The organism is Hamadaea sp. NPDC051192 (assembly GCF_040682475.1).
In the GTDB taxonomy this organism is placed as follows: Bacteria; Actinomycetota; Actinomycetes; order Mycobacteriales; family Micromonosporaceae; genus Hamadaea; species Hamadaea flava.
On sequence record NZ_JBFBAZ010000122.1, the window covers coordinates 1 to 23975 of the forward strand.

Annotated in this window: 21 protein-coding genes; 14 read left to right on the forward strand and 7 right to left on the reverse strand. The window is 69.9% G+C overall.

From position 1 onward, the window contains the following. From AB0M47_RS33490 to AB0M47_RS33500, 3 genes are all read left to right on the forward strand, one after another. Positions 1 to 1231 (forward strand): histidine kinase (locus tag AB0M47_RS33490; protein WP_363421204.1); only part of this gene is annotated, 1231 nt, incomplete at its 5' end. Continuing rightward, the gene (locus AB0M47_RS33495; RefSeq protein WP_363421206.1) at positions 1171 to 1812 is read left to right on the forward strand and encodes a response regulator transcription factor; all 642 of its coding nucleotides are present in this window, start codon (positions 1171 to 1173) and stop codon (positions 1810 to 1812) included. The genes AB0M47_RS33490 and AB0M47_RS33495, both read left to right, overlap by 61 nt. Positions 1813 to 1856: 44 nt before the next feature. Continuing rightward, positions 1857 to 4325 carry a S8 family serine peptidase gene (locus AB0M47_RS33500; RefSeq protein WP_363421207.1) on the forward strand — a complete coding sequence of 823 codons (2469 nt, stop codon included), beginning with the start codon at positions 1857 to 1859 and terminating at the stop codon, positions 4323 to 4325. On the opposite strand, the gene AB0M47_RS33505 is transcribed toward AB0M47_RS33500, so the two are convergent. Continuing rightward, positions 4297 to 7002 (reverse strand): BTAD domain-containing putative transcriptional regulator, encoded by a 2706-nt coding sequence (locus AB0M47_RS33505; protein WP_363421209.1) that lies wholly within the window; start codon positions 7000 to 7002, stop codon positions 4297 to 4299. The two genes, AB0M47_RS33500 and AB0M47_RS33505, sit on opposite strands and share 29 nt — an antisense overlap. A 138-nt stretch (positions 7003 to 7140) precedes the next feature. Between AB0M47_RS33505 and AB0M47_RS33510 the strand changes: the two genes are divergently transcribed. After that, on the forward strand, positions 7141 to 7617 hold the full coding sequence (locus AB0M47_RS33510; RefSeq protein WP_363421211.1) for a hypothetical protein: 477 nt from the start codon (positions 7141 to 7143) through the stop codon (positions 7615 to 7617). A gap of 6 nt (positions 7618 to 7623) precedes the next feature. Here the strand turns inward: AB0M47_RS33510 and AB0M47_RS33515 are convergent, their stop codons facing one another. Further along, on the reverse strand, positions 7624 to 8655 hold the full coding sequence (locus AB0M47_RS33515; protein WP_363421213.1) for a LacI family DNA-binding transcriptional regulator: 1032 nt from the start codon (positions 8653 to 8655) through the stop codon (positions 7624 to 7626). A gap of 92 nt (positions 8656 to 8747) precedes the next feature. Here AB0M47_RS33515 and AB0M47_RS33520 point away from each other — a divergent pair, with 92 nt between their 5' ends. Beyond that, positions 8748 to 10139 (forward strand): cellulase family glycosylhydrolase, encoded by a 1392-nt coding sequence (locus AB0M47_RS33520; protein ID WP_363421216.1) that lies wholly within the window; start codon positions 8748 to 8750, stop codon positions 10137 to 10139. Positions 10140 to 10246: 107 nt separating this feature from the next. Beyond that, positions 10247 to 11677, forward strand: a complete 1431-nt coding sequence (locus tag AB0M47_RS33525; RefSeq protein ID WP_363421219.1) for an MFS transporter — start codon at positions 10247 to 10249, stop codon at positions 11675 to 11677. Between the two features lie 21 nt (positions 11678 to 11698). Here AB0M47_RS33525 and AB0M47_RS33530 read toward each other — a convergent pair whose 3' ends face one another. The 4 genes from AB0M47_RS33530 to AB0M47_RS33545 all read right to left on the reverse strand — a co-directional run bounded on the left by AB0M47_RS33530 (position 11699) and on the right by AB0M47_RS33545 (position 14471). Further along, entirely contained in the window at positions 11699 to 12310 is a 612-nt protein-coding gene (locus AB0M47_RS33530) for a TetR/AcrR family transcriptional regulator (RefSeq protein WP_363421222.1), read from the reverse strand. A gap of 78 nt (positions 12311 to 12388) precedes the next feature. Continuing rightward, positions 12389 to 13249 (reverse strand): peptidoglycan DD-metalloendopeptidase family protein, encoded by an 861-nt coding sequence (locus AB0M47_RS33535; RefSeq protein ID WP_363421225.1) that lies wholly within the window; start codon positions 13247 to 13249, stop codon positions 12389 to 12391. A gap of 83 nt (positions 13250 to 13332) precedes the next feature. Continuing rightward, on the reverse strand, positions 13333 to 14010 hold the full coding sequence (locus AB0M47_RS33540) for an alpha/beta fold hydrolase (RefSeq protein ID WP_363421228.1): 678 nt from the start codon (positions 14008 to 14010) through the stop codon (positions 13333 to 13335). After that, a complete protein-coding gene (locus AB0M47_RS33545) occupies positions 14007 to 14471 on the reverse strand; it encodes a pyridoxamine 5'-phosphate oxidase family protein (protein WP_363421231.1) in 465 nt (154 codons plus the stop codon). The genes AB0M47_RS33540 and AB0M47_RS33545 overlap by 4 nt, the downstream gene beginning before the upstream one ends. A 58-nt stretch (positions 14472 to 14529) precedes the next feature. On the opposite strand from AB0M47_RS33545, the gene AB0M47_RS33550 reads away from it, so the two are divergent. Both AB0M47_RS33550 and AB0M47_RS33555 read left to right on the forward strand, forming a co-directional pair. Next, entirely contained in the window at positions 14530 to 15204 is a 675-nt protein-coding gene (locus tag AB0M47_RS33550) for a winged helix-turn-helix transcriptional regulator (RefSeq protein WP_363421234.1), read from the forward strand. A 149-nt stretch (positions 15205 to 15353) separates the two neighbouring features. Beyond that, a complete protein-coding gene (locus tag AB0M47_RS33555; protein WP_363421237.1) occupies positions 15354 to 15938 on the forward strand; it encodes a hypothetical protein in 585 nt (194 codons plus the stop codon). Here AB0M47_RS33555 and AB0M47_RS33560 read toward each other — a convergent pair. Continuing rightward, positions 15935 to 16906 carry an acetylxylan esterase gene (locus AB0M47_RS33560; protein WP_363421240.1) on the reverse strand — a complete coding sequence of 324 codons (972 nt, stop codon included), beginning with the start codon at positions 16904 to 16906 and terminating at the stop codon, positions 15935 to 15937. The genes AB0M47_RS33555 and AB0M47_RS33560 overlap by 4 nt on opposite strands. Positions 16907 to 17081: 175 nt before the next feature. Here AB0M47_RS33560 and AB0M47_RS33565 point away from each other — a divergent pair, with 175 nt between their 5' ends. The 6 genes from AB0M47_RS33565 to AB0M47_RS33590 all read left to right on the forward strand — a co-directional run. Then, positions 17082 to 17990, forward strand: coding sequence for an ABC transporter permease subunit (locus AB0M47_RS33565; RefSeq protein WP_363421243.1), 909 nt, complete (start codon positions 17082 to 17084; stop codon positions 17988 to 17990). Beyond that, positions 17987 to 18916 (forward strand): carbohydrate ABC transporter permease, encoded by a 930-nt coding sequence (locus tag AB0M47_RS33570; RefSeq protein ID WP_363421246.1) that lies wholly within the window; start codon positions 17987 to 17989, stop codon positions 18914 to 18916. Before AB0M47_RS33565 ends, AB0M47_RS33570 begins: the two co-directional genes overlap by 4 nt. A gap of 68 nt (positions 18917 to 18984) precedes the next feature. Further along, complete coding sequence (locus tag AB0M47_RS33575; protein ID WP_363421249.1) at positions 18985 to 20628, forward strand: extracellular solute-binding protein; 1644 nt, start codon at positions 18985 to 18987, stop codon at positions 20626 to 20628. A gap of 2 nt (positions 20629 to 20630) precedes the next feature. Further along, the gene (locus AB0M47_RS33580; protein ID WP_363421252.1) at positions 20631 to 22151 is read left to right on the forward strand and encodes a glycosyl hydrolase; all 1521 of its coding nucleotides are present in this window, start codon (positions 20631 to 20633) and stop codon (positions 22149 to 22151) included. Beyond that, positions 22148 to 22831, forward strand: coding sequence for a hypothetical protein (locus tag AB0M47_RS33585; RefSeq protein ID WP_363421255.1), 684 nt, complete (start codon positions 22148 to 22150; stop codon positions 22829 to 22831). Before AB0M47_RS33580 ends, AB0M47_RS33585 begins: the two co-directional genes overlap by 4 nt. Then, positions 22828 to 23975: beta-galactosidase (locus AB0M47_RS33590; protein WP_363421258.1), on the forward strand; the 1148-nt coding region annotated here is incomplete at its 3' end. The genes AB0M47_RS33585 and AB0M47_RS33590, both read left to right, overlap by 4 nt.

The window sequence follows — 23975 nt, forward strand, 5'->3', positions numbered from 1 at the left end:
GACCCGACTGCTCGGGGCGTACGCCGTCGTCGCCGTCGGGCTGCTGCCGACCGGGCTCGGCTATCTGCTGCTGCCGTCGGCGGCGAGCGGGCTGCGCCGCTGGTCCGATCGGGCCCGAGGCTGGGTCCGGTCGGAGACCGGCGAACCGCTCGCCCCGGCCAGACCATCGCCGGGGGGTAGGTCCGCCGCTGATCCAGCGTCACGTCGTCCGATGTGGACTACCCGGCTGATCTTGGGCGAGGCCGGTTTCTGGCGCGACCTCCGCTGGGCGATCCTCGATCCGCTGGCCGGCGGCCTGCTGCTGGCGATTCCCAACGCCTTCCTGCTCTACGGCGTCTTCGGGGCGCTCGTCCAGCCGCTGCTCTGGCGGCGGCTCGGCGGCGGCAACTGGTACGCGTTCATCCCCGTGACCAGCACGACCACGATGCTGCTGGCCGCCCTGCTCGGGGTGGGTTTCGCCGTCCTCGGGGCGGTCCTCGCCACGCCCGTCCTGCGGCTGCACGCGCGCTGGACGCGGCTGCTGCTCACCCCCGGCCGCGTCGAGCTGACCCGCCGCGTCCGCCAGCTCGCCGGCTCGCGCGCCGAGGTGCTCGACGTCCACGCGGCCGAGGTACGCCGCATCGAGCGGGACCTGCACGACGGAGCCCAGGCGCGGCTGGTCGCGCTCGGCATGACCCTCGACGTCGCCACCCGGCTGGTCGAGTCCGATCCGACGCGGGCCCGGCTGCTGCTCCTCGAAGTACGCGAGAACTCCGAACGCGCCCTGCAAGAACTCCGCGACCTGGTCCGAGGCATCCTGCCGCCGGTGCTGGCCGATCGCGGCCTGCCCGACGCCGTACGCTCGCTGGCTTTGGAGAGCCCGCTCGACGTGCACGTGGAATCCACCGTCGCCGGGCGGCCACCCGCGCCGGTGGAGTCCGCGGCGTACTTCGCCGTCGCCGAGCTGCTGGCCAACGCGGGCAAGCATGCCGGCGCGCGTACTGTGACGATCCGGTTCGGCCACGACGGCACGCGGTTGCGAGCCGAGGTGGCCGACGACGGCCGGGGCGGCGCCGACCCCGGCGGGGGCAGCGGGCTGCGCGGCATCCTTGGCCGCCTGGCCGCCTTCGACGGAACGCTCGCCCTGCACAGTCCGCCGGGCGGCCCCACCACTGCGACGTTGGAGATCCCGTGCGCGTTGTCCTCGCCGAAGACCTCTTCCTTCTCCGCGACGGGCTCACCCGGACGCTGACGGAACACGGCTTCGACGTCGTCGCGGTCGACAACGGCCCCGCACTGCGGCAGGCGCTGCTCGACGAGCGGCCGGACGTCGCCGTCGTCGACGTACGCCTGCCGCCGACCTTCACCGACGAAGGCCTCCAGATCGCGCTGGAAGCCCGGCGGCGGCAGCCCGGCCTGCCCGTCCTCGTCCTGTCGCACTACATCGAGCAGTTGTACGCCAACGAGCTGCTCGCCGGGGGCGAGGGCGCCATCGGCTACCTGCTCAAGGACCGGATCACCAACACCGAGCAGTTCGTCGACGCCGTACGCCGCGTCGCCGCCGGCGGCACCGTGATGGATCCGCAGGTGATCGCCAAGCTCCTCACCCGCAGCGACGCCCGCGGCCGGATCAGCGACCTCACCGCCCGGGAACGGGAGGTGCTCGACCTGATGGCGCAGGGCCGGTCCAACTCCGCCGTCGCCGCCGCCCTGCATTTCAGCGAGAGCGCGGTCGCCAAGCACATCGCCGCCATCTTCGCCAAGCTCCGGCTGGACGCGTCGGACGACGACAACCGGCGGGTGCTCGCGGTGCTGGCGTACATCAAGGGCTGAGCCGCTGTGATCGGATTGTGAACCCGGCGGCCGATCATCCTCCGATGAGGACTTTCCGGGGTGCGGCCGCCGTGTTCGCACTGCTACTTGTGCTGTCGCCACCACAACCGGTCTTCGCCGCGGCCGACGACCCGTGTGTGGCCGCCGAGCACGCGGGCAGCGAGGCCGAGCGCGGCAAGATCCTGGCCGCGATGCCCGACGAGGAGGGCTGCGACGGCCCGATCACGGTGTGGGCCGACCCGACGATCACCCCGACGACCGAGCCGTTGCCGGGATTCGAGCGGGACACCACCCGCCCGGTGGCCGCCATGCGTGACGCGGACGGCGTGACCACCGAGTTCGTCGAGGACGAGATCGTGGTCGGCTCGTCCGACGAGAGCAAGGTGAAGGATCTCGCGGAGCGGTGGCGGGGCACGATCCTGGCCCAGGCGCGGGCGGACAAGTCCGACCTGGCGACCTACACCATCCGCGTCCGCCCCGAGCTGGCCGACCCTAGGTCGCTGAGCGACGACCTGGCCAAGCTCAACGAGGGGCGGCGGAAGGCCGACTCGCTCGCGGTGTCGAGCAAGGAGGCGCTGGGCCTGCTGACGATCGCGGCCCGGGAGGCGGTTGACGCCGATGGCATGGCGGTCGGCGTCAACTGGCTCTTCCGGTCGGCGTCGTACGCCACCCGTTCGCTCGCCGAGGCGAGCTACGGGCCGCCCGGGTTCACCGCGGCCGGCCCGTACAACCGCGACCCGTACACCTGGAACTTCCTGAACAACGGCAGCGTGCAGGACATCGGGGTGACCGAGGCGTGGACGCAGCTGGACTCGGTCGGCCTGCTCGGCCCGAACCGCGTCGACATCGCCATCCTCGACAAGGGCTTCTCTCCCGTCGTCAACGGCGACATCCCGCCCGGCTACACGATGAAGAGCATGGTGCCGTTCGCCGACCCGGGCGATCCGTCCCCGGAGTCGTGGGCGCACTGGCACGGCACGAACGTGGCCAACGCGGCGGCGGGCGTACCCGGCAATTACTGGGGCGGGGCCGGCCCGGCCGGTCCGGTGGGCCGGATGACCCTGACCTTCACCGGCCAGGATCTGTTCACCATCTCGTCCGCGCTGCTCGGTTCCTGGAACGTCCAGCTGATCAACTTGAGCCTCTACAAGGAGGTGCACTGGTCGTTGTCGTGGACGATGTCGCCGATGGAGAACGTGACCGCCCTGCTGCGGCTCGCCGCCAACGTGCTGATCTTCGCGGCGGCCGGCAACGAGGGTGACGACGTCGACCGCGAGACCTGCTTCGGCATCTGCTGGGAGAAGTACCTCTGGGCGCCGTGCGAGCTGGCCGGCGTCACCTGCGTCGGCGGGTTGAAGAACAACTCGCTCGACCACCATCCGGACTCCAACTACGGCCACGAGGACGTCGACATCTTCGCGCCGTGGACGGTCCTGGTCGGCCCGGACCCGGTGAACTCGGCGAGCGCGACGGCGTTCACGGCCGACGGCACCAGCATGGCCACGCCGTACGCCCTCGGCGTGGCGGCGCTGATCTGGGCGGCCGACCCGGGGCTGGACAACGACGACGTGCTGGACATCCTCCTCCGGCACATGCGGAACAGCCCCGATCCGAACGTCAAACGGAAGGTGGTCAACGCGCTGACCGCCGTTCTGGACGCGATGCCGGCGACGATCCACATCACCACCCCGCACACCGGCTCGATCCTGCCCGCGGGGTCGCCGAGCCAGTTCACGGCGACGGTGTTCACGGACGGCAACGGCACCCCGACGGTGACCTGGCGGGCCAACGGCTCCTATCTCGGCACCGGCTCGTCGATCTTCGCGACGCCGCCGCTGGGCGTACAGACGATCACCGCCACGGCGGTGTTCCCGAACGGTGTGCAGGCGACGGACTCGGTGACCGTGACCATCTACAACGGAGCGCCGACGATCAGCATCACCAACCCGACGACCGGCTCACCGGCGTTCGGGGTGTCGGAGCCGATCCCGTTCCACGCGGTGACCAACGATGAGGGCGGCCCGCTGGCGGACTCCGCGGTGCAGTGGTTCCTCGACAGCGCTACGACGCCGTTCGCGACCGGGCACAACCCGACCGTGGTCACCGGCGGGGCCGTCGGTACGCACACCGTCAAAGTCCGCGGCTGCGACCCGTACAACGTGTGCGTGTTCGCCACCGTGCCGATCACCCTCGTCGCCAACCCGGTCAACCAGCCGCCGGTCGTGCACATCACCAGCCCCGCCAACGGCGCTCACCTGTGGGTCACCGGCCTGGACTCCACCGGGTACTACTGGTCGGGGACGCTGACCGGCACCGCCACCGATCCCGAAGGCTTCGCGCTGACGACCCGCTGGTACGACAACGGGACCCTCATCGGCACCGGCACCTCCGTGACCGCCCGGCTGACCGGCGGGTGCGGCATCTACAGCCACGTCCTGACGCTCACGGCCACCGATCCGGCCGGGAACACCCGGCAGGACACGATCAACACGACGGTGGAGATGGTCTGCTGATCTTCGCCCGGACCTCCTCGGCGCGCGCGTGGCCCAGGCCCTCCAGCCGGTCCACCGCGCGCCGCCAGGAGCGGTCGGCGGCAGCCGTCTCGCCGAGCCGGGCGTACGCGTCGCCGAGGTGGTCGGCGACTTCGGCCTCGTGGTAGGGATCGCCCAGCTCGACGAGCATCGCGACGGCGTGTTCGAGGCAGTCGATCGCCTCGCGTACCTCGTCGAGGGCCAGGTAGGCGTAGGCCAGACTGTCCCAGGTCAACGCCTCGGTACGCCGATCGCCCAGCCGGCGCAGCAGATCCAGCGCCGACCGGCAATGGGTGACCGCGTCCCACGGCCGGCCCAGCAGGCACTCGTACCAGCCGACGGCGTTGAGCGCGCGGGCCTCGCCCGGTTCGTCGCCGCACTCCCGGAACAGGTGCAGCGCCCAGGCGCTGTGCCGCAACGCCAGGTTCAGGTCGCCGCCCTGCTGTTCGTGGAGGTAGCCGAGATTGTGGTGGGTACGCGCCAGACCGTCGCGGTCGCCGATCTCGGCGTACCGGGTCAGGGCTTGGCCGAGCCGGTCGTGGGCTTCCTCCCACGACTGCCGCCACATCGCGGCCCGCCCCGAGCCGGCCAGGCAGCGTGCCTCGGCGGCCCGATCGCCGAGCCGGCGGGCGGCGGCCAGCCCGATCTCGTGCGTCGCCGACCAGTCCTCCCATCGGCCCAGCCGCTCGAACACCTCCGTCAGCACGCACGCCAGCTGCCAGGCTTGTCTGTCCAAACCGGATTCGGCGGCGGCCGACACCGCGTTCACCAGGGCGGCGTACTCGTCGGTGAACCAGGCCAGGGCGGCCGCGTCGTCCGGCATGACGTCCAAGGTCACCGCGTCGACCGGCGGCGGCAACGCCACCGGGTCCCGGAACATGTCGAGGACGGCGGCGTTGGCGTTCGCGCTGTGCAGATAGTGATCGAGCAGCCGATGCCGGGCGGCCGGTGCGTCCTCATCGGACTCGGCCAGCTCGGTGGCGTACAACATGAGCAGATCGTGACTGGTGAAGCGCGGGCCGTGACTGAGCAGCTGCGCGGTGCCGAGTTCGCGCAGCAGCCGCTGCGCGTCGGCGAGCGGGAGCCCGGCGGCGCTGGCGGCCCCGGCCGCGCTGACAGATGGGCCGGGCCGCAGCCCGAGCAGCCGGAACATCCGCCGCGAAGGCTCGCTCACCGCGCGATACGACCAGGACAGCACCGCCCGGACGTCGGCCGCCGGATCGCCGCCGTCGAACCCGTCCAGGTCGGCCAGGTCCGCGGCCAGCACGCGCAGCGGCAGGCCGGTGGTCGCGGCCCGCGCGGCCACCACCGCCAGCGCGAGCGGCAACCGCGCGCACGCGGCGATCAGCTCGTCGACCGCCTGCGGCTCGCTCTCCACCAGGTTCCCCAGCCGGTACGCCAGAAGCAGCCGGGCGTCGTCCAGCGACGGAAGATCGAGCGGGACGGGGCTCGCACCGTCGACCGCCACGAGACCGGTGAGCCGACGACGGCTGGTGACGAGCACGAAGCACCCCGGCGCGCCCGGCAGCACCGGCCGAACCTGGTCGGCGGAGGCCGCGTTGTCGAGGACGAGGAGCATCCGGCGGCCCGCGAGGCGACTGCGCAATGCGGCGGCCTGCGCGTCGGGGCCGGCCGGATGCGCCACGCCGAGCGCGCTGAGGAAGTCGCGGACGACGTCGGCGGCGGGCACTGGACCGGCGGCGTCGAAGCCACGCAGGTTCGCATGCAGTACGCCGTCCGGGAAGCGGTCGGCGACCCGATGCGCCCAGTGCAGTGCGAGCGAGGTCTTGCCGACGCCGGCCGTCCCGCTGATCGCGGCGATCCGTGCCCCTTCGTCGAGCAGCTTGTCGAGAATGGACAGCTCTTCGGCCCGGCCGGCGAACCCGCTGATCGCCGCCGGGACCTGCATCGGCTTGCGCTGCGGCAGATCGATCTGCGGATCGCGGAGGAGGATCTGCTGCCGCAGCCGCCGCAGGTCGGAGCCGGGATCGAGGCCGACCTCCTCGGCGAGCGCCCGCTCGACACCGGCGTACGCGTCCAGCGCCTCCGGCGCGCGCCCGGCCCGATAGAGCGCCAGCATCAACTGCCGCGCCGGCCGTTCCCGCAGCGGGTCGGCGGCGACCGCCGCGGACAACTCCTCCAGCAGCTCACCATGGCGACCCAAGCGCAGCAGGGCGTCGGCCCGATCGTCGGCCGCCGCGATGCGGGCCTGTGCCAGCCCGAGGCAGAGCTGATCGCGTACCTCGGCGGGAACCACCCCGGCCAGCGCCTCCCCGTGCCACAACGACAGCGCCTCGTCGAGCAGGCGTACCGTCTCGGTGTCGTCGCCGGTCTGCGCGGCCTGGTGGACGAGCTGCCGGAAGCGGTACGCGTCCACGGCCAGCGGATCCACCCGCAACAGATAGCCACCGCCGCGCGCCTCGATCTCAGCCCAGCCCTGCAACGCCGTACGCAGATCCGACGCGCACACCCGGACGGCGTGCACAGCCGTTCGCGGCGGGGCGACCGGCCACATCAGGTCGACGATGCGCTCCACCGGCAGCGCCCGGTTGACCTCCAGCGCGAGGAGCCCGAGCAGATAACGTCGTTTGCGCGGGCCCAAGGGGATCGCCGTGCCTTCGGCGTACGCCGCCACCGGCCCGAGCACGCGGATCTCCATACCCGAGATGGTGCCGCAGACCGCACGGCTTCGGCAGGGAAGACCAAGATTCCGGACATCAACCAGCTCCTCCCTTCCCTCGCGCCCGGGTGACCGGCACGCTGTCCTCCAGGGGGTTCTTCGGGGAGGGAGACGGCGATGAGCCGGGTGTCGGACGCGATCGCGGCCGGTGGGACGTGGCGGCGATTCTGGTGGCACTACGTCCAGATGGTGATCGCCATGATGATCGGCATGGCCCTGGCGCCGCTGGCCCGGATGCTGTTCACCGCGCTCGGCGCGGCGGACGCGTATGCCCGCGCCGACGTCATGCTGCTCGTCATGGCGACGACCATGGTCATCGGCATGACCGCGTGGATGCTGATCCGCCGCCACGGCTGGCGCCCGATCGCCGAGATGGCGGCGGCGATGTACGTCCCGTTCCTCGTCCTGCTGCCGTTCCTGTGGACCGGCCTGATCGGCCGGATGGTCCTCTCGACGGCCGGCCACGTGCTGATGTTCCTCGCGATGGCGGGCGTGATGCTGCTGCGCCCGGCGGAGTACATGCTCCCGCACAGCGCACACCACCACGCCGGTCATGCGGGGCACACCGAGCACGCGCCCGCCCCCGAAGTTTGAGGCGGTTCAGCGGGGCGGCGCGGTCGACGCTCGTACCACCAGCTCGGGCTGGAACCGGATCTCGCGATGGTCGTGATCCGGCGCGGACTCGGCCAGCAGCAGTTCCGCCGCCGCCTTACCGACCGAGTATGGGGGCTGCCGCACCGTGGTCAGCGGTGGGGTCAAGCGGCGAGCGAAGCTCAGGTCGTCGTAGCCGACGATCGACAGGTCCTGCGGTACGCGTACCCCTGCGGTCTCCAGGCCGTCGAGCAGGCCGAGGGCGGCGGTGTCGTTGAGGCAGACGACCGCCGTGACCTGAGGTGAGGCGGACAGGATCGGGTGGACGGCGGCGGCCGCGGCGTCGATGAGCGACGGCGGGCGCATCCGCAGGCGGAGGTCGAGCAGTGCGTCGGCCGGGTCGAGTCCGGCGGCGATGATCGCCTGCCGGAGTCCTTCGCGGCGGCCGGCGACCGGGGCCGGGTCCACCGTGTCCCCCAGGTACGCGATCCGCCGGTGGCCGAGGGCGAGCAGGTGTTCGCCGGCCAGCCGCCCGCCGAGGACGTCGTCGACGGTGACCGCGCAGAGGTCGAGGTCCCCGCGCGGGTGGTCGATCAGGACCACCGGCGTGCCTTGGCGGCTCAGCGTCAGCAGCCGCGTCGGGTCGACCTCGAGCGGGGAGATGATCACCCCGCGGACCGCCTGGGCCTGGAGGAGCTTGAGCAGCCGGGTCTCCTTGTCCTCCCGCAGATCGGTGCTGCACGCCAGCAGGAGGCAGCCTTCGGCGGCGAGCCGGTCCTCGATGCCCCGGTTGACCTCGGCGTAGAACGGATTCGCCAGGTCCAGGGTGATGCTGCCGACGATGGGGCTCGGTACGCCGCGCAGCTGCCGGGCCGGTCCGTGCGGGACGTAGCCGACCCGGTTGATCGCCTCCTCCACCCGGCGCCGGGTCTCCGGAGCCACAATGGACGGCCGGCTGAGCACATTGGCCACTGTGGAGACCGAGACTCCGGCCGCTCGCGCGACCTCGCGCATTCCACTGCGACGGCTGCGATCGCTCATGGCACCTCCCCCGATTGCCACTGAAGAACATAGAAGCGTATCGTTCACGGTCTCCATGGATTTACAAACGTTACAACCGTCGAGGAAGGGTCATGAAGAAAGCACTGCTAGCCCTCAGTGCCGCTGCGCTCACAGCGGCCGCGTCGTTGTTCGTCTTCGCACCGCCCGCGTACGCCGCCACTGGGCTGCACATCAGCGGACGGAACGTCGTCGAGGCCAACGGCCAGAACTTCATCATGCGCGGGGTCAACCACCCGCACGTCTGGTACACCAGCCAGACCAGCTCGTTCGCCAACATCAAGGCCTTGGGCGCCAACACGATCCGCGTGGTGCTCGGCAGCGGCAAGCGCTGGGGCCCGTCGAGCGACGTCGCCAACGTCATCAACCTCTGCAAGCAGAACAAGATGATCTGCGTCCTGGAGGTGCACGACACCACCGGGTACGGCGAGGACGGCGCGGCCGCGACCCTCGACGAGGCGGTCAACTACTGGATCACGCAGAAGAGCGTGCTGGTTGGCCAGGAGAACTACGTCATCATCAACATCGGCAACGAGCCGATCGGCAACACCAACCCGAGCCAGTGGATCGACGCGACCTCGAACGCCGTGAAGAAGATGCGCAGCAACGGGTTCGAGCACATGCTGATGGTCGACGCCCCGAACTGGGGCCAGGACTGGCAGAACATCATGCGCGACAACGCGCAGACCATCTGGAACGCGGACACGCTGAAGAACACGCTCTTCTCGATCCACATGTACAGCGTCTACAACCAGGCCGCGACCATCACCTCGTACTTCGACGCCTTCCAGACCATGGGGCTGCCGCTGGTGATCGGCGAGTTCGGCTGGCAGTTCAGCTCCAGCGAGGTCGACCACGAGACGATCCTCGCCCAGGCACAGGCCCGCGGTCTGGGCTATCTGGGCTGGTCGTGGAGCGGCAACACCGATCCGATCCTGGACATGGCGACCGGCTTCAACCCCGCCACGCTCACCACCTGGGGTCAGCGCATCTTCAACGGCGCCAACGGCATCAAGGCCACCGCGAAGGAAGCCGCCATCTTCAGCGGCACGACGTCTCCGACGTCGTCGACCTCGGCCTCGCCGTCCACCTCGCCGTCGACGTCTCCCTCGGCCTCGACGTCTCCGTCGACCTCGCCGACGACGTCACCCACGTCTGGCGGCGGCAAGACCTGCACGGCGACCTACACGATCGTCAACTCGTGGCCGGGCGGCTTCCAGGCCGACGTCAAGGTCACCGCCGGCAGCGCCGCGATCAGCGGCTGGGCGGTCAGCTGGACGTTCGCCAACGGTCAGACGGTGACGCAGATGTGGGGTGCCACCCCGACCACCAGCGGGGCCACCGTGACCGCCCGGAACGTGAGCTACAACGGCAGCCTCGCCGCGGCGGGCAGCACGAACTTCGGGTTCCTGGGGTCGTGGAACGGCACCAACACCGCGCCGACGCCATCCTGCTCCGCGAGCTGAAACAGCTCAGCACCACCTCGAACGGCCTGGGCCGGGAGCTATCGCGCACCCGGCCCAGGCCGTTCGCCATCGTGGACGACGCGGTGGTGAGAGAGTACTCTCTCACCATGACTCACCCCGTTGCCGTTCACACGCTCCCGTCCGGCGTACCGGCGCCTGAGCCCCGTCGCTGGCTGGTGCTGGCGCTGATCAGCGTCGCGCAGTTCATGCTCGTCCTCGACGTCACCGTGGTGAACGTCGCGCTGCCCGACATCGGCACCGGCCTGACCCTGCCCCGCTCCACCCTGACCTGGGTCGTCACCGCGTACACGGTGTTCTTCGGCGGGCTGATGCTGCTGGGCGGCCGGCTCGCCGACGCGTTCGGCACCCGGCGGCTCATCCTCATCGGCCTCGCCGTCTTCACCGCGGCCTCGCTCGCCTCCGGGCTCGCCGGCTCGGCCGGCCTGCTCATCGGCGGCCGGATCGGCCAGGGCATCGGCGCCGCGTTGTTGTCACCCGCCGCGCTGGCCACCGTCACCACGACCTTCCACGGCGCCGAACGCACCAAGGCCCTCGGCGTCTGGGCCGCGCTGGGCGGCGCCGGCTCCGCGGTCGGCGTACTGGTCGGCGGGGCACTGACCGCGGGCCCCGGCTGGCGGTGGATCTTCTTCGTCAACGTCCCCGTCGGGCTCGCGCTCCTGGCGACGCTTCCGGCCGTGCTCCCCCGGCATCATCAACGGGTACGCACAACGATCGACGTCCCCGGCGCACTGCTTGTCACCAGTGCCACGGCAGCGTTGATCTACGGGATGGTGCGTGCCGGCGACACGGGCTGGTCCGATTCACCGACGCTGATCGCCTTGTGCGCCGCTGTCCTCCTCTATGGCGCGTTCGCGGTCGTGGAGCGTACGGTGGCGACCCCGTTGATCAAGCTGAGCCTGCTCGGCCGGCCGGCGGTCGCCGGTGGCGCGTTCCTGATGCTGGCCGCGACCGGGCTGTTGATCGGCCAGTTCTTCCTCGGCTCGTTCTACCTGCAACACGTACGCGGCTACGGCCCGTTGGGCACCGGCCTGTCGTTCCTGCCGGTCGCCCTCGGCATCGGCGTCGGCGCGCACCTGGGCAGCCGGTTCGTCGGGCACCTCGGCGGCCGGACCACCTCCGTCGGCGGCCTGGTGATCGCGGCGGCCGGGCTGGGCCTGCTCACCCGGCTGGGCATGACCGGCAGCGTCTACACCGGACTGCTCCCGGGGATGACCATCGCCTCGCTCGGCCTGGGCGCGGTCTTCGTCGCCGCCACGACGACCGCGCTCGCCACCGTGGAGCATCACGACTCCGGGCTGACGTCGGGGCTGATCAACACGTTCCACGAACTCGGTGGGGCGATCGGCGTCGCCGTGCTCTCCACGATCGCGGCGACCGGGCTCACCGGCGGCAATGTGGCCGGTTTCGCCGACGGCTTCTGGGCCGCCACCGCCACCGCCGGAGTGGCGGCCGTGGTCGCCCTGTTCCTGATGCCCAAGGGCCGGCTGGCCGTGCCCGCCGGGCTACCCGTCCACTGAGAACGCGTACGCGGTCGGGGCCTACGCCGTCAGGGCGGCCGTCCCGACCGCGACCCACGCCTTCAGGAAGCGATCCTGGTCCACCCCGGCCTCCGGCTCACCCAGCAGGACGCGATAGATCGGATAGTAGGTCAGCGAGCCGACCAGCACGGCCGACGTCGCCTGCGCGTCCACCGCCGGTACGCGTCCCGCCGCCGCCTGCTGCGCGAGCCAGTCGGCGACCTCGGCGTACAGGGGGCGCATCAACCGGGCGTGCAGGATCTCCAGCAGTTCCGGAAACTGGTCGAGCTCGCGGAACGTGATGCGGATGTTCTCCACGCTCAGGTCCAGCCGGGCCAGCACCACGCGGCCCAGCCGCTCCAGCACCGCCGGCACGTCGCCGTCCGGCCCGCCCACCTCGCCCGACGCGGCGAACGGCAGCGTCTTCTCGGTCTGGTAATGCGCCACATGCTCGTCGACGACCGCGCGCAGCAACTCTTCCTTGGACCGGAAATGTTTGTACAGCGCACCCGATCCCCCGGTCAGCCCGACGGCGGTCTGGATGTCGGCCACGCTCGTCTTGGCGTACCCGCGCTCGGCGAACAGGCGCGACGCCGCGGCGATGATGCGCTGCCGGGTTGAGGTCTCAGGCATAGCGAGAGAGTACTTACTCCCAGGCCCGGCCCGCTCCGCCGGGCACGACGGTCGCGGGCCGGGGCAGCGTTACCGGCCTTACTGGCAGCAGATGTTGTAGCCGCGGTTCATCCAGAACGTCGTCGGGATCGGGTTGCTCAGCGTGGGGTCGCCGACGCTGACCGCGGCCAGCTCGTGCCGCCCCGGCCGCATCTCGACATGGGTGTGCGCGGCGCTCGCACCACGGGACGCCTCGGTGGCGATGCGCTGCCCCTTGTCGACGTGCTCGCCGACGCTCAGCCCGTCGAGCGGGTCGGTGTGCAGGTAGATCACGGTCTTGTCCAGCTCGGCGTTGTAGATCGACAGCGTCGACAGCCCGCCGCCGCCCTCGTTCTTGTAGACGACCGTTCCAGCGGTCAGCGCGTACACGGCCGACCCGGCGCTGCGGGCCAGGTCGATGCCCTCATGCCGGCCCGAGGTGTTCAAATACCCGTCGAAGTACGCCGAGATGGCCCCGGCGTCGTCATGGTAGAGCCCGAACTCGAGGCGATCGTTGCCGGCCTCGCCGACGACGTGGCTCGCGTTCTCGTTCTTCAACTCCGCCCGCAGGTTGCCCTTGGCCCCGGCGACGAACGAGTCGATCGCGCCGGACCAGTCACTCTTGTAGAAGATCGTGACCGGGACGGACTTGCGATTCCAGACCGACGCCGCGTTGTTCTTCACGCACTGGCCGCGGCCGTTGCCCGAGCTGAGGAACGTGACGCAGCCCGAGCCGGTGCCGTAGTCCTGGATCGACCCGGCGAAGTCGACCAGCGACCCCGCGTTGTCGCTGTTGTAGTAGAGGCAGACCTCGCCGTCCTCGCACACCCCGTTGCGCGCCGTCGCGGCCTGCGCCGGAGCCGCGCCGATCAGGCCACCCAACAGGACGGCGGTCGCCGCCACGATGAGAATCCTCTTCACCGTCACCCCTCCTCGGTACGCTCAGCGCCCCATGCGCTGCGACCGAAGGTAGAGCGGCGCCATACATTCGCCCTACACAATCGTTACATGTAAGTTGAGCGATGCCGCCCGGTGTGGTCGACGCTGGTCAACCGGTCGACGAGGGACTCGGGGCGGCTGAGCGCCACGAGGTGCCCGCCGGGGATCTCCTCGAGGTCGAGACCGAGGCGCTGCCGGACGATCCGGCGCTGGAACTCCAGCGGGAAGAACCGGTCGTCCGTCCCCTGTAGGAACGTCGTCGGCACGTCCGGCCACGCGTCGAGCGGCCAGGGCTGCGCGAACAGCGTCTCGGACGGGCCGGTGGGCGTACCGGCCGTCGCTTCGGCCGTGACGTCGGCGGGGACGTCGTGGAAGAAGTCGTCCAGCAGGTCGAAGTCCTTGCCGGCCCGGGCTTCGGCGTGCCCGACGTTCGCCCACCACTGCCCGGCGGTCTCCCCCGGCGCGGGCACCATCGCGTTGACGAGCACGAGCCGGTCGACCGGCGTACGCGCGGCGACGACCGGCGCAAGGAAACCGGCGAGCGACTGTGCCACCAGGACCGGATTCGGGCGGCCGGCGGTGGCGCGGAGGACGGCTTCGGCGTACTCGTCGTATCCGGCGTCGTCGGACTGTGGAAGGTCGACGGCGATCGCGTCGTGACCTCGCTCGCGCAGCAACGGCACGACGCGATGCCAGTACCAGGCCTGCCCGTCGGCCCCTGGGATGAGGACGAAGTCGGTCATGACAGGGCCGCCGGGAAACGGCTGACGAAGTCGAGCGTGCCGACCCAGTCGGGAACGAGCCCGATGCGCACCATCTTCCGCCCGGACTGCTCCACGTCGGCGATGTTGCGCGCACCCTGCTCGGGTCCGTAGTAGTGGTGGTGCGCCGCCGCGTACTCGGGGAGGATGCCGTCCACCTCGGTCACCGTGGCCTGGCCGCGGAGCAGCAGCACTTCCGGCGGCGGACCGGCGGTGTCGACGGTCAGCGCGACCGCGGGACGGGCGCGCAGCGCGGTGATCTTGGCGCTGCCGGCGAACGTGCCGAACACCAGTTCGTCGCCGGTCCAGTGGAACATCACCGGGAACACGCGGGGCGTGCCGTCCTTCGCCACGTACGCCACCCGCGCCAGCTCGGTCGAGCCGAGCAGCCGCCGGGCGAGGTCGGTCTCCAGCAGCCTGAGGTCTCCTTGCTTCAACTCCATACTCCTAAATTAGGAGTGACTGCTACCAGAACGCAAGAGGAAGACCTATGATTTCTCGGTGGCCGGCAAGCGAAGGTTCGACGATCCGTGCGGCGTGGCGCGCGCGCTCGAGGTCGTCGGTGAGAGATGGGCACTGCTCGTCGTACGTGAGCTGCTGCTGGGACCGAAGCGGTTCACCGAGCTGAGCCGGGGCCTGCCCGGCATGAGCCAGAACGTGCTCTCCCAGCGGCTACGCGAGCTGGAGGAGTCCGGCGTCGTACGCAAACGGCGGCTCGGCCCGCCGGTGAGCGCGACGGCGTACGAGCTGTCGGAGGTGGGCCGGCTGCTCGATCCGGTGCTGATCGCGCTGGCGACGTTCGGCAGCCGGTTGCCGTTGCCGCCGACGGATACGCCGATGAGCGCCGACGCGTTCGTCCTCGCGCTCCGCACGACCTTCGATGCCCAGACCTCGACGGATGGATCCTTCGAACTGCGGATCGACGACGACTCCTTCCACGCCTCGATCCACGACGGCCGGTTCGAGATCGCGCGCGGATCGGCTACGCGGCCGGATGCCACCCTGACGGGCAGCGTCGCGGCGTTGCGTTCGGTCGTCTTCGGCGGCCGCCCTCTCGGCGAAGACATCCGGGTCGACGGCGACCGGAAGGCCGTCGAGCGGTTCGTCCGCCTCTTCCCCCGGCCCCAGCCGATGACCGACGCCGACGCCCAGCACTCAGCTCGGCAATCCGCTTGACGCTGGATCACGGTTCCAGGTCGAATTGCCGGGGAGCCTCTTGGGCGAGCCGCCAGGAGTGCAGTCAGTGCAAGATTCGACACAGAACCATGATCCAGCGCTAAAGCGCACAGCGCGGGAAGGCGCGACTCCCCAAGGGAAGGTCCATTGTGGGACGGCGACAGCGCGGGCAGCGGCCCGCACCGGCGGCTCGTACGCCGTACCGCGGTCCGGGCTGGAAGCAGCATCCGACGCTCGGCGTCGACGTCGGCGGCGTGATCGTGGCGCTGGCCGGGCGCGAGGAGGACACGTCGTTCTTCGGCACCCGTCCACTGGAGACGCCCGCGACCGTCGGAGTGTTCGACGCGCTGGCGAAGCTGACCGGGTCGCCGTTCGGTGGGCGGGTACACGTGGTGTCCAAGGCCGGCCCGAAGGTCGAGGCGAACACCCGGGCGTGGCTGGCTCACCAGGATTTCTTCGGGCGTACCGGGGTCGATCCGGGCAACGTGCACTTCGTCCGGGAACGCCGGGACAAGGGTCCGGTGTGCGAGCGCCTGGGCATCACGCACTTCGTGGACGACCGGCTGGACGTGCTTGCGTACCTGGAGACCGTCGACCATCGCTACCTGTTCACCGGTGGGACCGAGGAGCAACCCGCAGAGCGGGCCGGGGCGGACCTGCCGGACTGGGTGACCGTGGTGGACTCGTGGCCGACGCTGGCGACCCTGCTGACGACCGAGCCCGAGCCGCGCTAACGGGAGAGCCGCGAGCGAAGCCAGCGCAGTTGCCGCCGCACGTGCACGGCTTCGCCGCCCTCGTGGTGGTTGAACGGGTACACGTGGACCTCGTGCTCGGCGGCGTACTGGTTGGCCGCGGCGAACACCGTGCTCGGTGGGCAGACGGTGTCGCGCAGCCCGACGCCGAACTGCGCCGGGGCGGTCGCGCGCCGGGCGAAGGACACGCCGTCCATGTAGGACAAAGTCCGCCGGACGTCGTCCTCGGCTTCCCGGTGGATCGCGAGGAACCGGACGATCTCGGCGTACGGCTCGGCGTCGGTGATGTCGATCGCCCGCTGGACGTGGCACAGGAACGGCGCGGTCGACAGCACCGCTGAGAGGTCGGCGACCAGACCGGCGACGGCGAGGGCCAGCCCGCCGCCCTGGCTGTTCCCGGCGACCGCCACCCGATCCGGGTCGACGCCCGGCAGCGCGCGTACCGCTTCGACGGCGCGGACGGCGTCGGTGATCAACCGGCGGTAGTAGTACTCGGCGGGGTCGAGCAGGCCCCGGGTCACCGGCCCAGGTCCCCCGTACGCCGAGCCGCCCGGATCGGGGGTGTCGCCGCCGGTGCCGTACTGCCCGCCTTGGCCGCGACTGTCCATCAGCAGGTGGGCGTAGCCGGCGGCGGGGTAGGTCGGGCGTTCGTGCGGCAGCCCGCGTCCTCGGCCGTAGCCCAGGAACTCGACCACGGCCGGCAGCGCCTCGGACCGTCCGGAAGGGCGCGAGTACCAGGCCCGGATCGGGTCGCCGCCGAAGCCGGCGAAGGTGACGTCCCAGCAGTCGATGAGGGCGAGGTCCGACGGCTCCGGCCGGACGTCGATCAGCACTGGCTTGGCCGCGGCCGAGCCGAGCGTCGCCGCCCAGAACTCCGCGAAGTCGGCCGGTTCGGGCACCTCGGGCGCATACCGGCGAAGCTGGTCGAGCGGAAGGTCGAACAAGGCCATGAAACTTTCCCCACACCGTTCGGAAGTTTCGGAGAACTGTAGCACCCGGAGACAGTGTCCAATGTGGCGTTTGCGCAGCGAGTTACCGGTCAGAAGACCTTGACACAGCCATCTCGGGACGCCTACTGTGCCGCCAAATGTAACGGGCAATTTTCGGAAAATTTTCGAGGATGCGATGGCTGCGCGGACCTGGCGCCAGGCGATACGCCGCGACTGGCAGCTCTACTCACTGGCGATCCTGCCCCTGCTCTTCTTCGTGATCTTCCGCTACCTGCCGATGGTCGGCAACGTGATCGCCTTCCGGCGCTACCAGCCGGGCGGCGACATCTTCGGTGAGCGGTGGGTCGGGCTGCACTACTTCCAGATGTTCTGGGACGACCCGACGTTCTGGCAGGTCTTCACCAACACCCTGATCCTGGGCGCGCTGACGCTGGTGGTGCTGTTCCCGCTGCCCGTCGTGCTGGCCCTGCTGCTCAACGAGGTACGCACCGGCGCGCTCAAGCGTCTGGTGCAGACCATCTCGTACCTGCCGCACTTCCTGTCCATCGTGGTGGTGGCGGGCATCGTCTTCCAGGTGCTCTCGGTCGACGGCATCGTCAACCAGGGGCTGAAGGCGCTCGGCGAGGAGACGGTGCCGTTCCTGCAACAGCCGGGCTGGTTCCGCACCATCTACGTGACCTCGGAGGCGTGGCAGACCGTCGGCTGGGGCACCATCCTCTACCTCGCCGCGCTGACGACGATCGACCCGGACCTCTACGAGGCGGCCCGCATCGACGGCGCGAACCGCTGGCGGCAGACCTGGCACGTGACCCTGCCGGGCATCCGGCCCACCATGGTGACCCTGCTGATCCTCAACATCGGCACGTTCATGGCGGTCGGCTTCGAGAAGATCCTGTTGCTCTACAACCCCCTGACCTACCCCACCGCCGACGTCGTCTCGACCTACCTCTACCGGGTCGGCGTCGTCTCCGGAAGTTTCAGCTACGCCGCCGCGATCGGCCTGTTCGAGTCGGTGATCGGGCTGATCCTGGTGCTGTCGGCCAACACGATCTCCCGCCGCACGGTCGGGACGAGCCTGTGGTGACCGTCGAGGCGCCGAAGCGAGACGCGGCAGCCCCGCCCGCGCGGCGGAATCGCGGCCAGCGCCCGAGCCGGGGCTACCGCGTCTTCCAGGCGGTGAACGCCCTGGTCCTGACCGGCGTGGTCGTCCTGACGCTGTATCCGCTGGTCAACATCGTCGCGCGGTCGTTCAGCGCCGAGGACTACATCCGGTCCGGCCAGGTCAACCTGTGGCCGCGCGGCTTCAACCTCACCACCTACCACCGGGTGATGTCCGACGCGGCGTTCTGGACGAACTACCGGAACACCGTGCTCTACACCGTGGTGGCGACCGCGATCTCCATGGTGCTCACGGTCTGCTACGCGTACGTGCTGTCCAAGAAGAACCTGCGCGGCCGGAGCGCCCTGGTCGGCGTCGCCGTCTTCACGATGTTCTTCAACGGCGGCCTGATCCCCAACTACGTCCTGGTCAGCGGGCTCAGCCTGCGTAACACGATCTGGGCGGTCGTGCTGCCGAACGCGATCAGCGTGTTCAACCTGCTCGTGATGAAGTCGTTCTTCGAGTCGATGCCGGCCGAACTGGAGGAGGCCGCGGCCGTCGACGGCCTCAACACGTACCAGACCCTGCTGCGGATCGTGCTGCCGCTGTCGAAGGCGATGCTCGCCACGATGGTGCTGTTCTACGCCGTCTTCTTCTGGAACTCCTGGTTCTCGGCGTACCTCTACCTCGACCGCTCGGAGATGTTCCCCGTCACGGTCTACCTGCGCAACCTCATCGCCGGGGCGACCGGCGGATCAGACGTCGGCACGGCCAGCGAGGCCGCGCTGCAGATCGCCGCCAACATCCAGTCGGTGACGATCGTCCTCACCGTTCTACCGATCATGCTCGTCTATCCGTTCATCCAGCGCTACTTCGTCTCCGGCGTGATGCTCGGCGCCGTCAAGGGGTAGCGCCCGACCTGCTCTTCGCACGCCTCCACGGACCACACCCCATGAACGCCCCATGAAATGGAGTGACCATGTACCAGCTCTCCCGGCGCCAGGTGCTCCTCGCCGCCGGCGCCGCCGCCTCCACGCTGGCCCTGGCCGGCTGTGGCGACGACGACGAAGGCGACCAGGACCTCTCCGGCAAGAAGGCCGGCGCGATGGACAAGTACGCCGCCGGCGACCAGTTCAAGGCGACCGAGGCGGTCAAGTTCTCGATCATGCTGCTGAGCAACGCCGGATACCCGTACAAGGCCGACTGGCTGTTCTGGTCGGAGCTGACCAAGCGGACCAACGTCACCCTGGAGCCGACGGTCATCCCCGGCAGCGATTACAACCAGAAGCGCAGCGTCATGGTCAGCGCGGGCGACGCGCCGATGATCATCCCCAAGACGTACCACCCGGACGAGGAGGCGCTCATCGCCGGTGGGGCGATCCTGCCGGTCAGCGACTATCTCGACCTCATGCCGAACTTCAAGGACAAGGTCGCCAAGTGGAAGCTGGACAGCGACCTCGACACCTACCGCCAGGAGGACGGCAAGTTCTACCTGCTGCCCGGTGTGCATGAGACGGTCTACGTCGACTACTCGCTCGCCATCCGGACCGACATCCTCACGAAGCTGAACCTTCAGGTTCCGAAGACCTGGGACGACCTGCACGCCGTGCTGAAGGCGATGAAGACGGCGTACCCGGATCAGTATCCGATGTCCGACCGCTGGTCCACTCCCCCGCAGCCGGGCGGCAACAACCTGCTCGCCCTGCTGAGCAACGCGTTCGGCACGGGCGCGGGCTGGGACTACCAGAACGCCTGGTGGGACAAGACCGCCGGCAAGTTCCAGCTCACCGGCGCGATGGATCAGTACAAGCAGATGCTGACCTTCCTCAACACGCTGGTCTCGGAGAAGCTGCTCGACCCGGAGAGCTTCACCCAGCAGGACGACCAGGCCCGGCAGAAGTTCGCCAACGGCAAGTCCTTCGTGATCAGTTGCAACACCCAGACCCTGGTCAACGAGCTTCGCAAGGACATCGCGAAGATCCCGGGCGCGACGGTGGTCAAGATCCCGCGGCCGATCGGCCCGAACGGCCCCAACAAGCCTGGCACCGCCCGCCTGGAGAACGGCATCATGATCTCCAAGAAGGCGCTGGAGAGCAAGAACTTCGTCGCGATGATGCAGTTCATCGACTGGCTGTGGTATTCCGACGCCGGCGAGGAGTACGCCAAGTGGGGCGTCGAGGGCACCACCTTCACCAAGGACGCCTCCGGCAAACGCACCCTCGCGCCGGACGTCAACGTCGTCGGGCTCAACCCATCGGGCACCAAGCACCTGCAGGTGGACTTCGGCTTCTACAACGGCGTGTTCGCGTACGGCGGCAGCACCGAGCTGCGGGAGTCGTTCTACTCCGATGAGGAGAAGGAGTTCCAGAAGGAGATGAACGCCCGCGACACCCTGCCGGTGCCGCCGCCGCACCCGTTCAGCGTCGACGAGCGGGAGCAGGCCACCCTCTGGGAGACGGGGATCAAGGACTACGTCAACCAGCAGACCCTCAAGTTCATCCTCAACCAGCGGCCGCTCGGCGACTGGGACAAGTACGTGGCCGAGCTGAAGGGCAAGAACTCCGACCAGTACGTCGAGCTGGTGAACAAGGCGCACGACCGCTTCAAGAAGGCGCACCCCTGATCATGGGCGACCACGTTCCCGAGCAGCCCACCGGTTCGCTCAGCGACGCCTGGCGCTACTGCGTCGGCACCGGGGAGTTCCCGCTCGCCCTGCGGCGGGACTACCAGGACTCGCTGGCGCTGATCCAACGCGAGATCGGCTTCCGGCACATCCGCGGCCACGGGCTGCTCGGGGACGCCGTCGGGGTGCACCGGCCCTACGAGTGGGCCGGCCGCCGCGACGTCCGGCACGTGTTCACCTACATCGATCAGGTCGTGGACGCGTACCGGGAGCTGGGCATCGCGCCCTTCGTCGAGCTGGGCTTCATGCCGTCCACGTTGGCCTCCGGCACGCAGACGGTGTTCTGGTGGCAGGGCAACGTGACGCCGCCCAGCTCCTACCGCGAGTGGGCCGATCTCGTCCGGGCCACCGTGCGGCACCTCGTCGACCGCTACGGCCTCGACGAGGTGCGTACCTGGCCGATCGAGGTGTGGAACGAGCCGAATCTGAAGGACTTCTGGCTCGACGCCGACGAAGCCGCCTATCACCACCTCTACGAGGTCACCGCGACCACGATCAAGGAGATCGACGCCGGGCTGCAGGTGGGCGGCCCGGCCATCTCCCCCGGGTCGGACGACTGGATGGTGCGCTTCGCCGAGTTCTGCGCCACCCGAGATGTCCCGGTCGACTTCGTCAGCCGGCACGCGTACAGCTCCGGGCCGGCTCAGCACGTCCCGTTCGGCGTGCACCAGACGCTCGCGCCCGCCGCGACGCTCCTCGAACAGTTCGGCAAGCCCCGCGAGCAGCTGCGCGGCACGCCACTCGCCGGCCTGCCGGTCCACATCACCGAGTTCAACTCGTCCTACCGGCCCGACAACCCCATCCACGACACCGCCTTCCACGCCGCGTACCTCGCCCCGGTGATCGCGCGCGGCGGCGAGCACGCCGACTCGTACTCCTACTGGACGTTCAGCGACATGTTCGAGGAGGCGGGGGTACCGGCCGCGCTGTTCCACGGCGGTTTCGGGCTGCTCACGCACCGTCAGATCAAGAAACCCACCTTCCACGTGTACGCGTTCATGCGGCGGCTCGGCAGCGCGATCCTGCGCCAGGACGACGACTGCCTGGTCACGCGGGACGACTCGGGCCGGATCGCGGTGCTGGCCTGGGCGCCTGTGGACGTCACCGGCCCGGTCGGCGGCGTCGCCGGGCACCGGGTCAGTCTCTCGCTTCCCATGTCGCACCCGACGGTGGACGGAGCGGCGTTCCTGCTTCGGTCGTCGGTCAGCGAGACCATGGGCAACGCCTGGGCGGCCTGGGGTGAGCTGGGCCGCCCAGCCTCCCCCACGCCGCGGCAGCTCGACATCCTCCGCGAGACCGCCGAACCCGTACGCCGCCATGCCCGGCTGCCGGTCGTCGGCGGGCGGGTGGAGCTGGACCTGGTCCTCGACGCGAACGAGGTCACCCTCGTGGAACTGAGCCCGGTCGCCGACGAGACTCCACAATGGTGGGACGAGAGCCGCTTGCTCGGCGGTACGCCATGACGGTCAGCGCGCGACGGGAGTTCGGCGAGGGTCCGCTGTCGCGGATCACCGCGTTCGTCTACACCGTGCTGGCCGTCGAGGGACTCCTGCTGGTCAGCATCGCTCCCGGGTACGCCCTGCTCATGCTGCTGGACCGGGACGCCGGCAACCTGCCGCTGGCCGCGCTCTGCGCGCTCCCGATCGGGCCGGCCGTCGCCGCCGCCCTGTACGCCTTGCATCACCGGCGCGGCGACGTCACCGATCTGCGGCCGGCGGCGGCGTACTGGCGGGGGTTTCGGGCCAACGCGGGTGGCGTGCTGCGCTGGTGGACGCCGCTGCTGGCCTGGCTGACCGTCGTCGGGGTGATCGTCACGCACCGGGCGGCGGCCGGGGTGCCGATCTGGTGGGCGGGACTGCTGCTGGCCCTGGCGGCGATCGCCGTCGCGTGGAGTGTCAACGCCCTGGTGATCACGTCGCTGTTCGCCTTCCGGGTACGCGACGTCGCCCGGCTCTCGGCGTACCACTTGATCAAGAGCTGGCGGGGCACGCTGTCGCAGCTGAGCCTGCTGGTCTTGGCCCTCGGTGTCACGATCTTCTTCTCCGAGGCGGCGCTGGCGCTGACCGCGAGCCTGTTCGTGCTGGGCCTGTTGCGCGCCAGCCGCGCGATGACCGACGAGATCCGCGAGGAGTTCACCGAGTGAAGATCCGGTACGGCGGCGACTACAACCCGGAGCAGTGGCCGAAACAGGTGTGGGAGCAGGACTACCGGCTGTTCGACCTGGCCGGCGTCGACACGGTGACGCTGGGCGTGTTCGACTGGGCGCTCACACAGCCCGCCGCGGACGTCTACGACTTCTCCACACTGGACGCCGTGGTCGGCAAGGCTGTCGCCGAAGGCCGTCAGATCTGCCTCGCGACCGGCACCGGCGCGCACCCGGCCTGGCTGGCCAAAGCTCATCCCGAGGTGACCCGGGTCGATTTCGAGGGGCGCCGGCACCGGTTCGGGCAGCGGCACAACTCGTGCCCGAGTTCGCCGGTCTTCCGGCGGCTGTCGGCCGAACTGGCCCGCCGGATCGCCCACCGGTACGCCGGGACCGAGGCGATCACCGAGGCGATCGTCGCCTGGCACGTCGGCAACGAGTACGGCGGCGCGTGCTACTGCGACCTGTGCGCCGCCGGTTTCCGTGCCTGGCTGCGGACCCGCTACGGCGATCTGGACCGGCTCAACGACGCCTGGTGCACGACGTTCTGGGCGCACACCTTCACCGACTGGGACGAGATCGAACCGCCGTCGGCGCTGACCGAGCACTGGCGCGGCCCGGACCACACCGCGTTCCAGGGGATCACCCTGGACTATCTGCGGTTCATGTCGGACGCGATGCTCGCGAACTTCGTGGATGAGAAGGCCGCGATCCGGGAGTCCGATCCGGACACTCCGGTGACGACGAACTTCATGGGCATGTACCGGCCGATCGACTACCACCGCTGGGCCGCGCACCTGGACTTCGTGTCGTGGGACAACTACCCGCCGGACGACAAGTCGGCCGCCCGGATGGCGCTGACCCACGACCTGATGCGCGGGCTGAAGGACGGTCAGCCGTTCTGGCTGATGGAGCAGACCCCGAGCTTCACCGCGAGCCGGGACGTCAACCCGCTCAAGCGGCCGGGCGTCCTGCGGCTCTGGAGCTGGCAGGCGGTCGCGCACGGGGCCGACGCCGTGCTGTTCTTCCAGATGCGGGCCAACCGGGGCGCGTGCGAGAAGTACCACGGCGCGGTCATCGGGCACGCCGGTCGCTCCGACACCCGCGTGTTCACCGAGGTCGCACAGCTCGGCGCGGAACTCGC

What these genes read in the sequence shown, in the direction of transcription:
- AB0M47_RS33500 (WP_363421207.1), top strand. Translation starts at nt 1,857, where the DNA reads ATGAGGACTTTCCGGGGTGCGGCCGCCGTGTTCGCACTGCTACTTGTG.
- AB0M47_RS33505 (WP_363421209.1), bottom strand. Translation starts at nt 7,002, where the DNA reads ATGGAGATCCGCGTGCTCGGGCCGGTGGCGGCGTACGCCGAAGGCACG.
- AB0M47_RS33510 (WP_363421211.1), top strand. Translation starts at nt 7,141, where the DNA reads ATGAGCCGGGTGTCGGACGCGATCGCGGCCGGTGGGACGTGGCGGCGA.
- AB0M47_RS33515 (WP_363421213.1), bottom strand. Translation starts at nt 8,655, where the DNA reads ATGAGCGATCGCAGCCGTCGCAGTGGAATGCGCGAGGTCGCGCGAGCG.
- AB0M47_RS33520 (WP_363421216.1), top strand. Translation starts at nt 8,748, where the DNA reads ATGAAGAAAGCACTGCTAGCCCTCAGTGCCGCTGCGCTCACAGCGGCC.
- AB0M47_RS33525 (WP_363421219.1), top strand. Translation starts at nt 10,247, where the DNA reads ATGACTCACCCCGTTGCCGTTCACACGCTCCCGTCCGGCGTACCGGCG.
- AB0M47_RS33530 (WP_363421222.1), bottom strand. Translation starts at nt 12,310, where the DNA reads ATGCCTGAGACCTCAACCCGGCAGCGCATCATCGCCGCGGCGTCGCGC.
- AB0M47_RS33540 (WP_363421228.1), bottom strand. Translation starts at nt 14,010, where the DNA reads ATGACCGACTTCGTCCTCATCCCAGGGGCCGACGGGCAGGCCTGGTAC.
- AB0M47_RS33545 (WP_363421231.1), bottom strand. Translation starts at nt 14,471, where the DNA reads ATGGAGTTGAAGCAAGGAGACCTCAGGCTGCTGGAGACCGACCTCGCC.
- AB0M47_RS33560 (WP_363421240.1), bottom strand. Translation starts at nt 16,906, where the DNA reads ATGGCCTTGTTCGACCTTCCGCTCGACCAGCTTCGCCGGTATGCGCCC.
- AB0M47_RS33565 (WP_363421243.1), top strand. Translation starts at nt 17,082, where the DNA reads ATGGCTGCGCGGACCTGGCGCCAGGCGATACGCCGCGACTGGCAGCTC.
- AB0M47_RS33575 (WP_363421249.1), top strand. Translation starts at nt 18,985, where the DNA reads ATGTACCAGCTCTCCCGGCGCCAGGTGCTCCTCGCCGCCGGCGCCGCC.
- AB0M47_RS33580 (WP_363421252.1), top strand. Translation starts at nt 20,631, where the DNA reads ATGGGCGACCACGTTCCCGAGCAGCCCACCGGTTCGCTCAGCGACGCC.
- AB0M47_RS33585 (WP_363421255.1), top strand. Translation starts at nt 22,148, where the DNA reads ATGACGGTCAGCGCGCGACGGGAGTTCGGCGAGGGTCCGCTGTCGCGG.